At 62.2% G+C, this 12,471-nt stretch carries 9 protein-coding genes; 2 read left to right on the plus strand and 7 right to left on the minus strand.

Annotated features, from left to right (window positions below):
• Positions 1-21 precede the first annotated feature (21 nt).
• The 7 genes from JG746_RS01135 to JG746_RS01165 all read right to left on the minus strand — a co-directional run bounded on the left by JG746_RS01135 (position 22) and on the right by JG746_RS01165 (position 9,696).
• A complete protein-coding gene (locus tag JG746_RS01135) occupies positions 22-1,596 on the minus strand; it encodes an anti-phage dCTP deaminase (protein ID WP_202356511.1) in 1,575 nt (524 codons plus the stop codon).
• A gap of 352 nt (positions 1,597-1,948) precedes the next feature.
• Positions 1,949-4,336, minus strand: coding sequence for a polysaccharide biosynthesis tyrosine autokinase (locus tag JG746_RS01140; protein WP_202356512.1), 2,388 nt, complete (start codon positions 4,334-4,336; stop codon positions 1,949-1,951).
• Between the two features lie 287 nt (positions 4,337-4,623).
• Entirely contained in the window at positions 4,624-5,520 is an 897-nt protein-coding gene (locus JG746_RS01145; protein ID WP_019862855.1) for a UTP--glucose-1-phosphate uridylyltransferase, read from the minus strand.
• Between the two features lie 74 nt (positions 5,521-5,594).
• Positions 5,595-6,578 carry a glycosyltransferase family 2 protein gene (locus tag JG746_RS01150; RefSeq protein ID WP_202356513.1) on the minus strand — a complete coding sequence of 328 codons (984 nt, stop codon included), beginning with the start codon at positions 6,576-6,578 and terminating at the stop codon, positions 5,595-5,597.
• Positions 6,568-7,518, minus strand: a complete 951-nt coding sequence (locus JG746_RS01155) for a glycosyltransferase (RefSeq protein WP_202356514.1) — start codon at positions 7,516-7,518, stop codon at positions 6,568-6,570. The genes JG746_RS01150 and JG746_RS01155 overlap by 11 nt, the downstream gene beginning before the upstream one ends.
• Complete coding sequence (locus JG746_RS01160; protein ID WP_202356515.1) at positions 7,518-8,507, minus strand: glycosyltransferase family 2 protein; 990 nt, start codon at positions 8,505-8,507, stop codon at positions 7,518-7,520. The genes JG746_RS01155 and JG746_RS01160 overlap by 1 nt, the downstream gene beginning before the upstream one ends.
• Before the next feature lie 16 nt (positions 8,508-8,523).
• Positions 8,524-9,696, minus strand: coding sequence for a glycosyl transferase family 1 (locus tag JG746_RS01165; RefSeq protein WP_202356516.1), 1,173 nt, complete (start codon positions 9,694-9,696; stop codon positions 8,524-8,526).
• 187 nt (positions 9,697-9,883) lie between these two features.
• On the opposite strand from JG746_RS01165, the gene JG746_RS01170 reads away from it, so the two are divergent.
• A complete protein-coding gene (locus JG746_RS01170) occupies positions 9,884-11,380 on the plus strand; it encodes a lipopolysaccharide biosynthesis protein (protein ID WP_202356517.1) in 1,497 nt (498 codons plus the stop codon).
• 51 nt (positions 11,381-11,431) lie between these two features.
• The gene (locus JG746_RS01175; RefSeq protein ID WP_202356518.1) at positions 11,432-12,454 is read left to right on the plus strand and encodes a phosphoribosyltransferase family protein; all 1,023 of its coding nucleotides are present in this window, start codon (positions 11,432-11,434) and stop codon (positions 12,452-12,454) included.
• The last annotated feature ends 17 nt before the right edge of the window (positions 12,455-12,471 follow it).

Genomic DNA, 12,471 nt, shown 5'->3' on the forward strand with positions numbered 1-12,471 from the left:
ACATCCTTGCGCTTCGACATGTCACGCCCCTTTGCCAATTGGTGTCTTTTCCTTATCGGTGAGATCGGCAATCACTTTAGACTCATATTCGGCTGGCGAATCAAGCGCCATTCGAAAGACAGGCACAGCCTTCATATGATCCACTGACACCACGTGTCCGCCCTTCTTTCTCTCCCCAGCTTGCTGGAAAAGCCTGAGATAATTTCTAGGCGCCACCCCATCGAACTGACTAAAAATCACTTTTCCCTTTTGGTCGGGGTCTTCAGTGATGGCGTCCGAGTGGAGTACGGTTGCTAAGCTCTTTCGATATGGCTGGATATACACAACCGATTGGATTCCGGCGGCCACTATGTGACGAGCGCAATTGTGGCACGGATAGGTGTTCGTATAAAGGGTTGATCCAACCAGTGAGTGCTTCCCCTCTCTCGCAACCCCAAGTATTGCATCCATCTCAGCGTGGATTGACCTAGAGAATTCTATTAAATCATCAATTCCGGTACCGTCGAGTATCTCTTCTGCCTTCTTCCTTTTCACGCCATCCTTGACTATCACCGATTTTAGGATGCGGTCGACAATTGTGTCCTTGATAGCATTGCGCCGGATCTCGTTGTGGCAAATCTTTTGCTGCCACTTAAAGCATCGGTGATCACTGTCCTCTATCCGATGCTTATCTTGACTCCAAACTGACTGATCGTCCTCGCGATACAAGCCGCCCCCGAACTTTGGAACGTCATTCCAGCCGACCGATATTAATTCACCGTTTTTCGCAACGATTGCCGCTCCAACCTGCCGAGACATGCACGCTGAGTTCGACGCAGCTGAAGTAGCCTCATACATGGCGGACTCAGCACGAGTGGGCGTTCTAATCCTAGTACCGAATATAATATCGAGAAGTCGTTCTACGCTTGAATGCAGTTCCTCAGGCTTTTTATCATTACAGATAAAGAAATCTGCTTCAACGAATACCTTTCGCGTTTTCTGCCCAAACGTAGGATATTCATTCTGATCTCTATCAAGTATGGCATCAACTTCCTGGTGGCCCGCACCATCGTCTAGCAACCGTTGCCTCCGCAAATTGTCCGGAGCAAACACGCCAAATAGGCAAAGGGTCTCGCCATATATCTGCTTCAGCAGAATAGACTCTTCGGGATTCTTGATAGAATCTATAATGTATGCCCGTCGGCCAGGAAGCGGCAGGCCTTCAGCCGTATACCCCTTCCTCTGCTTACGGAAGAGCACAATCTGCTCGACGGCTTTTTCGGCCAGATAATCACTTCCAAACTCTGAGCGAAGTTTATTTCCAATATCTTGCATTGCGGTAATGTACGCACCCAGTGGTTGCTTATCAGTAGGCGCTCTTCCTACTCTATACGCTTCGGCTTTAATAATTGTACTTGGCTTGATCGTCTGACAGACATCGTACCCGTATTTCTGAGAAAGGAGGTCCGATAGAAATTTTGCTGTAGTCGAGACGCCCGAAGCCACCGGGCCGACCAATGCTATGACAAGCTCTTGCGAAAGCCTATCGCCGATGGTTGTGGCAATTTTCTCGGGCTCGCTGTTGTCTTGCTTTAATACTGTGGCCGATTGGCTCACGATAATATCCCCCACCATGTCCCCTGAGGTTACATAGCATAAGGCTTCTAAGCTGTTAACCGGCTCTGCATTTTCATGGTTTGAAAATCTTCAATTGGATTTTCAGACATCAGGTATGGCAAATCTCGCAGAACACTCGGAACCGCAAGGCCATTGGCGACGGTGTAAAGAGGTGAAGACGAGTCAAAATGGATGGTGGACAAAGCACGAGGGACCCGCTGAGGTCACCTTGTTGACGGCATTAGAATTTTCGCGGTCAAGCGGCGCCTCAATTTCCTGACCGGCGACCTGACACTGATCAGAACCGCCGACAGGCATGGAGATTGAAGCTGCTTGGGCAGCGGCCTACCGCCTAGACCGTCGCCTTGCTGCGCACTTCGGACTTGTCGAGATAGTAGCTCGAATATTTGTCGAAGAATTTCTCCGACGCGCCGAACGATCCGTATTTGGCGAGCTTCTTCAGGTCGACCTTGTTCAGCACCGCGCCGACGATCTTGTTGGCGACATAGGGTTCGGATTCCAGCATCGACCGCACCATGGCGCGCGGCGTGCGGCCCCATTCGGTGACGAGCACGAAACCGTCGACCAACGGCGCGAAGGCCTTGGCGTCGACCACCGGACCGAGCGGCGGCAGGTCGACGACGATATACTCGAACGTCTCCTTGGCGTTCTCGATGAAGCGCCGCATTCCCGCCGAGGACAACAGTTCGCTGGTGTGCGAGAAGTTGCCGCGCAGCACGGCGGGGATGATGGCGAGCTTGGTCTGCCGGTCGATCTTGCCGACGGATTGCCAGGTCTGGCCGTTGACCACGGCCTCCATCAGGCCTTGCTCGGCCTCCATGCCGAGGCTGCGGCTGAGGCCCGGATTGCGCAAGTCACCGTCGATGAGCAGCGTCCTGGCGCCGTTGGCGGCCAGCAGCCCGGCGAGATTGGCCGCGACCGTCGACTTGCCTTCGCCGGGAAGCACCGAGATGACGCCGACGACGCGGCTGCCCTGTCCTTCCATGACGACATCAAAGGCGATCTTGGCGCTGCGCAGCGTCTCGGAGAACATCGACGCCGGCGCGTCGATGCTGACCCGCATGCGCGCCCGTCTTTCGATGGCCGCCGGCGACCTGGCTTTCTTGGCATCCGGCAGAGCCTCTGCCTGCTTGTCCTCCTTGGCGGGCCTGCTGCCGACGGTCGGCAAATAGCCGAGGAATTTGAGGCCGACGCGGTCGCGGACCTCCTCGCCGGTCCGGAAGAACCGCTCGTTGAACTCGTTGAGGCCGCCGAAGCCGGCGCCCATCAGCACGCCGAGCACGAGCGACAGGCCGAGCACGATGACGGTGCGCGGGCTCGAGGCGGAGAGCGGCGTCGAGGCGTCCGAGATGATACGGATCTTGCCGACCGGGAAGGATTGCTGCTGCGCGGCTTCCTCATAGCGGCCGAGGAAGGTCTGATAGAGCGTGGTGAGCGCGGTCGCCTTCTGGTCGAGGTCGCGCAACTGGACCTGCGACTGGTTGTCGATGGAACTCTTGCCCTGAGCGGCGGCAACATTGGCCCTGAGCGCCGTCTCGCGCGCCAGCGCCACCTCATATTCGTTGCGATAGCTTTCGGTGAGCTGCTTCAGCTCGCCGAAAATCTGCTTCGATATATCGGCCTTCTCCTTGGCAAGCGCCACGGCCTGAGGATGGTTGGGTCCGAAATTCGCCTCGACATCCTGCTGCCGCTTGGCGACGGTGAGGTAGCGGGTCTTAAGCGCCGAAATGACCGAACTGCTCGGCTGATCGCTCGAAATGGCGGCATCGTTGAAGGCGTTGTCGGAGCCGCTTTCGACGATCGACTTGTACTGCTGGTAGCGGGCGCTGGCGCGCGCGGTGTCGGCCTGTGCCACGATCAGCTGGGCGTTGAGGTCGGCAAGCTGCTTGTCGCTCATCAGCTGACCATCGCTGTTGGCGGACAGGCCGTGTTCGGCCCTGAATTTCTCGACCGCCAGCGATGCCTGCTGCGAGCTTTCGCGCAGTTCCGTCAGCCGGCCCTGCAGCCAAACCGCCGCGCGCTCGGTGGCGTCGAAGCTGGCATCGAGCTGATCGGCCAGGTAGGCGTCGGCATAGGCCTTGGTGATCGCTTTCGCCAGACCGGGATCCGTCGCCTGGTAGCCAAGCGCGATGACGTAGCTTCGGCCGACACGATCCGCCCGGATCTCGTTCTGCAGCTTGAGGATCGCATAGTCGCGGCGCGACGTGGCGATCAGCGCATCGCGCGTAGCCGGATCAAGCTTGCTGATGTCACCCATGCCCGGCATGGGTGAGCTTGGGTGAACGTACTGGATCAGGCCGCGGATCAGCCCGACGCCCTGGGCGAGCGCGGATTGCGGCGGGTTCATGAACGCGTCGTTCTGGTCGAGCTTGAGCTTGTCGACGACCACCGCGGCGAGCCGCGTCGAGGTCAGGATCTCGATCTGGCTCAGAATTGCGGAATCCGTCTGCATGGTCGTCGACGCCGCCGAGATGTCGTCGACGATCTTGTTCAGGCCCTCGTCGATCAGAACGCTCGAGACCGACACATATTTGGGCGGCGTTGTCTGCAGATAGAGCATGCCCAGGAAAAGACCGATGGCGGCGCACACGGCAACCACCTTGGCCTGCCGCGCAGCCATGCCAAGCAGCCGCTCGATATCGATGAAGTCTTCGCCGTTTCCTGCGTCCGAATTCGGCAATGGCATCCTCTTGTCGAGAGGAAAGTTGGCATAATTCATCGTCGGTCCAATCCCAGAGCCCGTTGCGTTCCCGATCATCGGGTTGAGGCTCTATCTCTTTGTTCGGGCATGATCTTTTCCGTAAACTTTCGGGATCATGACCTGTCTCAGTTTTAAGCATGATCTTTCCGGAAACCGGGATCCACTTTCCGGGATCATGCTTTGGCTTGCAGGCGCCTCAACGATCGGGAGCATTGCCGGGAAGCAACGCAAGCTTCATGCCAGACGACGGGGGCCTGTCGGCCCCTCGCCGCCAGCCATTCGGCAATACTCCCGAAAGATGGGCATTATGCGGCTTCTTCCTGGCGTTCATGCGACCGGACGAACTCCTGAAGCATCTCGAAAACCGGGCCCTTCATGTCGTTGCGCGCCAGCGCGAAGGCGATGTTGGCCTGGATGAAGCCTTCCTTGGATCCGCAGTCGAACATGCGGCCCAGGAAAGGCTGGGCGAAGAACGGCTGGTCCTTCGACAGGCGGACCATGGCATCCGTCAGCTGGATCTCGTTGCCGGCGCCACGCTGCTGATTGCCCAGCAGCGCGAAGATCTCGGGCTGCAGGATGTAGCGGCCATTGATGTAGAAGTTCGACGGCGCGTTGGCCGGGGCCGGCTTTTCGACCATGGCCGTAACCTCGAAACCGCCGCCGATTTCGGCGCCGCGGCCGACAATGCCGTATTTGTTGGTCTCGCTCGGATCGCAGCGTTCGACGGCGATGACGTTGCCGCCGGTGCGCTCATAGAGATCGACGGTTTCGGCCAGGCAGCCGCGCCCGCCGAAGGAGACCATGTCGGGCAAAAGCAGGGCGAAGGGCTCGTTGCCGATGACCTCGCGGGCGCACCAGACGGCGTGGCCCAGGCCCTGCGGCGACTGCTGGCGGATGAAGGAGGTGGCGCCGGCCACCGGCAGCATGCTTTCGAGCGCCTCCAGTTGGGTCTTCTTGCCGGTCTGCTCCAGGGTTCCGATCAATTCCGGATGCAGGTCGAAATAGTCCTCGATGACCGCCTTGTTGCGGCCGGTCACGAACACGATGTGCTCGATACCGGCTTCGAAGGCCTCGTCCACCGCATATTGCACGACTGGCCTGTCGACGACGGGAAGCATCTCCTTCGGCATCGACTTGGTCGCCGGCAGGAACCGTGTTCCAAGCCCCGCCACCGGTATCACGGCTTTCCTGATTTTCTTCATCGCAAATTCCTTCTGAGGAGATCGACTTCAGTCCATTCACAGGCCACGAAAAATCCCTCCATGTGCCTGCATCTTCACCTCCCCGCCCCCACGGCAAACTGTGCCGCTACTCGTCGCAACCGCACGGCGATCGGCATGCCCATATGCCTGACCGCAGCCGGGTCGCTTAGTGCCGTCCGGATCGCCTTGAGCGGGGACCGCGCCTTGATGTGCTGGACCATCGCCAGGAAGGAGGCCGCCTTGCGCAGGCTGCGGCCGCGCCGGGCAAAGGCCGCCTGGGCCGCCTCGTCCATCCGATGGGTTCGAGCGAATACGGCATCCGCGTCGCGCATCGCTTCGACATGGTGAAGCTCGAGCACACGCGAGATGGAGCCACTGCGAATATGGTAGGCGTAGCCGATCTCCGGCTCGACCACGCATTTGCCGCCCTTGGCGAGCGCCTCGGCAAACAGGATGTAGTCCTCGCCGATCCTCAGCTTCTCGTCATAGCGAAGCCGGTTCTCATCGAGGAGCCGGCGCTGGAAGATCGGCTTGAGGTAGCCGAGGTTGAACTTCGATTCGAAGACGATGTTGCCGGCGATGTAGGTGGCCAGCGAAATCTCGCGCAGGCCTTCCAGATACAGCCGCGGGAACATCGCATCCTCGACCACACCGTCCTCGCGGATGACCTGGAGGTTGTCGACGGCAATCTGGGCATCCGCCTTTTCGGCGCGGCTGATCATGGCGGCGAGACGGCCGGGAAAGACGGCATCGTCGGAATCGAGCACCGCGACCCACCTGCCGCGCGCGACGTCGAGCCCGGCATTCCGGGCGCCGCCGGGACCGCGATTCCTGGCAAGCGCCACAACGCGCACGATGTCTCCGGGATAGGCTCGCGCCACGTCGAGCGTGGCGTCGCGCGACTGGTCGTCGACGACGATTATCTCGACGCTGACACCCTTCTGCGCGATGGCGCTGGCAATCGCGCGGTCGAGCGTCGCCTCGGCATTGTAGGCGGCGATGACAAAGGAAACATCGGGGGCTGAAGCATCGGGGGTTGGGGAGACGTCAGGCTGCACGCTTGCCTCCTTCCCCAGGTGAGGATTGACCGTAGAGACGGAGTTCGCGGACGCCGACAAGGCCGCTGACGACACCGACATGCATGATGCCGCGCAGCACGCTGCGGTTCCTGCGCACCGGGCTGGCGACGACGGGCAGTGCCGCTACGAAACAAAAGGCTGCCTTGGCGGAGGCCAAGCCGACATGCTTGATCAGCCCGATGCCACGCGCGGTGCTGCCCAAGAGGTGACCGTGCGTCTGGCCGACACGGAAGCGACGGCGGCCAAGCCAGTCGAACGCGGCCCTTGAGCGCGGCACGACCTCATCCACCCAAGCTTCTCGAGCGAAGGCGATGCGGCCACCGGCCCTGACCATCTGGTCGAAGAATTCGGTGTCTTCACCGCCGGTCTGGCCGCGCGCCAGGCTGAAGCGGCGGCCGCGCAGGCTGTCCGATCCCATGCGCAGCAGGACGTTGCAGGTGTAGCCGGTGCGGATCTCGCCGCGCACCCAGACCGGCAAGGTCGAATGGAAATCGCCGCGCCGCATCCAGTCGGGCGCATCCGGGCGGTAGAGCGCCCGCACCGGGCCGAGCACGGCTGTCGCACCACTGTCTTCGGCCGTCGCCACCAGCTCGGCCAGCCAACGGGCCGAGGCCGTCTCATCGTCGTCTACGAAGGCGAGGAAATCCGCCTCGCTGGCATCGAGGCAAGCGTTGCGGGCGACCGAAATGTTGCGCGCCGGGGCATGCCGGTAGCGGACCGGCAGCGCCAATTCCTGCGACAGCGCCGTCACCAGCGCCTCTGCGCTCGGCGTGTCGTCATTGTCGGCGACGATGACGCTGACATCGAACCCTTCAGGCATGTCCATGGCGGCGAGCGAGCGCAGCGTGTCGGCCAGTTCCGGCCGGCGGAACGTGCACACACCGATGTCGATACTGCGGTTCCTGGACTGAACCACCATCACGCCACCCCGCGTCGCGCGCCGAGGCCGAAAAGCTGCAGCCAGAAGCCGACGGACCAGCCGAAATGCATGACCATGGCCGAGACGCCGGCCAGCGCGATGTCGGCATTGCGCTGGCGAATGGCCGTCACCAGGCCATAGCCCAGGCAGACCGAGGCCCAGATCAGCAGCGGCACGGCCGCGATCCAGTGCACGAAGGAGAAGGCCGCCAGAAGCACCACCGGGAAGACCGCCAGCGGCACCATCTGCCGGACCTTCGGGATGACGCGGTGTTTCAGCACATTCTTGGCGCGGCCGCGGCCATAACCGAGATACTGGAAATAGAGGCCTTTGAGCGAGGCGCGAGGATAGTAGACCATCTGCGTCTTGCCGCTCATCCAGATCTTGTAACCGGCCTGCCGCAGCCGGTAATCGAGCTCGGCATCCTCATTGTGGCTGAAGGTCTCGTCATAGCCGCCGACAGCGCCGAAGGCCGATATCCGCATCAGCGCGTGATGACCGTGGTCGACCCATTCTCCGGCGGAGAGGTGACGATGCTTGGAACCACCGGTGCCGAGTTTCGAATTCTGCGCCGCGGCGACCGATTTCTGCACAGTGCCGCTGCCGCTGGTCAGCATCGAAACCACGACCGAATCGGCTGATGTGGCCAGCGCTTCCTCGAGCAGCCGGTCGCAATAATCGTCGGGATAGCCGCCATGCGCGTCGATGCGGATGAGATACTCCGCGCCTTCACCGAAAGTGCCAACGGCGAGATTGATCGCCGCGCTCTGGATGCGGCGCTTGTTGTGGAGCAGGATGACGCGCGGGTCCTTCGCGGCGATCTCTCCGACAATGGCCAGCGTGCCGTCGGTGCTGCCGCCATCGGCGACGACGATCCGGGCGCCAAGCCTTGCCGCCGCCGGGCAGAGCTGGCCAAGCAGCGCACCGATATGGGCTGCCTCGTTCAGGCAAGGAATCACGATCAGGCTGGAGGGAAGCGCTTGCGTCATTGGGCGATGGTTCATCCTATGCCAGGGCCTCGGCCGCGAGGGGTTCGCGCACGGTGGTCAGGCGGCGCAGTTTTTCGACCAGCGCGCTGCAGTCGCTGCGATCGTAGCTCCACGTCCTCGGATTGCGGGCCAGCACGCGCGCCTTCAGCCTGCCGAAGCGATGCTCGTCCATCGTGCCGAGTGCGGTTTCAAGCGCGTCGGGCGTCGCCTTGGGCAACAGGACGCCGATGTGCTGCCGGCTGAGGAACCGTCCGGTTTCGGTATGGCCCATCGAGATCGGCACCGCCCCGAAGCGGCAGCCTTCATAGAGGCGGTTGGGCAGCAGCCATTCCGAATTCTGCCCCTCCTCGAAGAAATCTATCGCCCAGGAGAAATGCACGTCCTGATAGATCCCCGCCATGTCCTCCGGATTGCGATAGGGTCCGCGAAACGACAGATAAGGTTCGGCATCGACGAAGGCGTGGAAATCCGGGAATTCGGAGAGCGCCGGACGCCCGCGCAGCACGACTTCGAAACGTCCATCCATGCGATGGGTGAAATCGGCCAGAAGCTTGAGCGAACGCCGGCAGCGCAGCGCTCCGAACCAGCCAATTCGCCATGGCGGGGCGGCAGGCGCTTCCACCGGCTCACGCTCGCCGGGCAGGATCGCCGCGGCCTCGAAATATTTGTTCTCGACCAGCTCGACGGGGGCGGCGACCTGGCGGAAGGGCTTGAAATAATTGGCGATGAAGGCGGGCGAACTGGTCACCAGCAGCTTCACGTCGCGCGCCAGATGGCGTTCCGTGGCGCGCAGCGCCTTGCCCAGCATGTCGTCGCGGAGCACAAGGCGGTGGATGTCGAGACATTCATAGACGATCGGCACAGCGGAGCCGAAAGCCGACCTGGCGCGGCGCGCCAGCGCCAGCATTTCCAGATTGCGCGCGATGATGAGATCGGGCCGCGGCATGCCTTTCAACTTCGCGCCGATCGAAACCGTCGCTTTCGCCACCGCCGCCAGACGCTGGGCGAATCGGCCGTCGCGCGTCGCGCCGAGGTCGATCGGCTGCAATCCTTCTATATCGGAAATCGGGGTTGCGGTGCGGCGAAAGCCCGCCAGGGTGACCCGGGCGCCGCCTGTCCTGAGCATTGTGACCCGTCGGCGAACCGCCGGATCGGAAACATCGTGCACCAGGTACAAGACATGCAGCATGAAAACTCGACCGCTGTTTGACCCCACCCACAGGGATGCTAGTACAGCTCTTGCTGCATCGCAACATTTTTGGCGCCGCCATGGACATTTTCTGTTGCACTGCAAAATTATTGCCGTAGTTTGGGGCTGGCGGCGGGCGTGGATTTTCAAGGTACGGAAATCCGCGCAAAAATCAGGAATCCTGAATTTGGAAGCCAACCCATTCGATCCGCCGGAAGGCTCGCTGCGCAAATCCGTCGGGCGCGGCGCGGTGGTGACCGCCATGTCGCAATCGGTGCGGGTCGCGACACAGATCATATCCGTCATCGTGCTGTCGCGGCTGCTGTCGCCGCAGGATTTCGGCGTCGTGGCGATGTGCGCGCCGGTGCTGGCCTTCATCGCGCTGTTCCAGGATTTCGGCCTGACCCAGGCAACGATCCAGAAATCGGGCATCCGCCACGAGGAGGTGAACTACCTCTTCTGGATCAATGTCGCGGTCAGCGCGATCCTTGCCTGCGTGCTCGCGGGCGCGGCACCGCTGGTCGCCGCCTTCTATGGCGAGCCGCGCGTGGCCGGGCTGGTCGCCGCGTTCGGGCTGCAGATCATGGCCTATGGGCTCGGCGCCCAGCACCTGGCGCTTTTGACGCGGCGCATGCAGTTCGGCCGCCTGGCGGTCATCGACGTCGCCAGTGCCGTCGCCGGGTTGGTCGTATCGATCGCCTGGACCTTCATCGACCGCTCCTACTGGGCGCTTTTTGCCGGCACGCTGACCGGCGCGGTGCTGCCGACGCTGTGCTACTGGGCAAGCTCGCGCTGGCGGCCCGGCCTGCCGCGCAAGGTCGCCGGGATCGGCGAGCTGATCAATTTCGGCGCCGGCATTACCGGCTTCAACTTCGCCAATTTCTTCGCCCGCAACCTCGACAATGTGCTGATCGGCAAATACTGGGGCGAGCAGCAACTCGGCCTCTACGACCGCGCCTACAAGCTGCTTCTGTTCCCGCTCAGCCAGATCACCAATCCGCTGTCGAAGGTCATGGTGCCGGCGCTGTCCAGGCTGAAGGACGAACCGGACCGCTACCGCAGCGCCTATCTGCGCGTCATGCCGCTGATCCTTCTGGTGGCGCTGCCCGGCGTCGCCTTTGCCACCGCGATGTCGGATGTGCTGATCCCCTTCGTTCTCGGCGAACAGTGGCGCGCAAGTGCTGCGATCTTCCTGGCGCTCGGCTTTGCCGGGCTGCTGCAGCCGCTCAACAACCCGGCTGGCTGGCTTTTCGTCAGCCAGGGCCGCTCCGGCGACTTCATGCGCTGGGGCATCATCACGGCCGTGACCTCGGTGCTCGCCTTCGCGATCGGCCTGCCCTATGGCGCGCTCGGCGTGGCGATCGCCTATGCGGTCAGCGAATATCTGCGCACGCCGTTCCTGTGGCTCTATGTCGGCAGGAGCGGACCGCTGCAAGCCAGCCATGTGCTGCGCGCCGCAACGCCGTTCGTGCTCGGCGCGCATCTGGCGCTGGCGGCGGTCTGGCTGATCAAGCCGATGCTGCCGCAGCAGCATGTCGTCGCCTTGGCCAGCGGCGCCGTCCTTGCCTACCTCATCACCATTGTCGTCGCGCTGGCCTTCGCATCCGGCCGCGAGGCCTTGCGTGAGGCCGTGAAAATGCTGCCGGCAAGACAGCCGGCGGCAACGCCGCGCGAGGCGCAATAATTTCGGCGCCTTTGCCGGCTAACCCATCCACACGAACATCAGGTCTGATCCATGCACTACCGATCGATCTCCGACATGAACGACACCATCGTCGGCAACCTTCACCGGCTGCCGCGCGACATCGACCTGGTGGTCGGCGTGCCCAGAAGCGGCGTGCTGGCCGCGACGCTGGTCAGCCTTGCGGCGAACATTCCTATGACCGACCTGGATAGCTTCCTGGAAGGCCGGGTCTACACATCAGGCGTCACCAAGCGGCGCGCAGCGCTCGACCGTAAGGTCTCGGACATGCGCAAGGTGCTGGTGATCGACGACAGCGTCGCCGGCGGCAACGCCATGCGCGACGCCCGTGCCCGCATCCAGGCCGCCGGCATCGAGGCCGACTTCACCTATGCCGCCGTGTTCGGCCTGCAGCCGCAGCATCAGGAAATCGACGTCGTCTTCGAGGTCGTGCCGCATCCGCGCATGTTCCAGTGGAATTTCATGCATCACAAATTCCTGGGAGAGTGCTGCGTCGACATAGACGGCGTGCTGTGCCTCGATCCGACCGAGGCGGAAAACGACGATGGTCCGGCCTATGAGAAGTTCCTCAGCGAAGCGCGGCCGCTTCACGCGCCGACCCACAGGATCGGCTGGCTGGTCACCAGCCGGCTGGAGAAATACCGCGCGCTGACCGAGGCGTGGCTGGCCAAGAACGGCATCCTGTACGACCAGCTGATCATGCTCGACCTGCCGAGCAAGGCGGAGCGCCAGCGGCTCGGCGCGCATGGCAGTTTCAAGGCCGATTTCTACCGCAAATCCAATGCCATCCTGTTCATCGAAAGCGAGCATGCGCAGGCGCTGAAGATCACGGAACTGTCGGGCAAGCCGGTGCTGTGCGTCGAAACGCATATGGTGAGCTTCCCCGACGCGCTGTCGCTGCCGGCGCTCGGCCAGGCAGCGCGCAACCTGCCGGCCAGGCTGCGGCAGATCAACTCGCAGCAAGGCCGCAAGGGCGCCGCCAAGGCGCTCGCCCGCGCCCTGCTTGGCGCCCGCGGCTACGAAACGCTGAAAAGCCGGGTCAAGCGCCCGGCTTGATCGGGCGGCCTTCCCGA

It is taken from the genome of Mesorhizobium sp. 113-3-3, assembly GCF_016756495.1.
GTDB lineage: Bacteria > Pseudomonadota > Alphaproteobacteria > Rhizobiales > Rhizobiaceae > Mesorhizobium.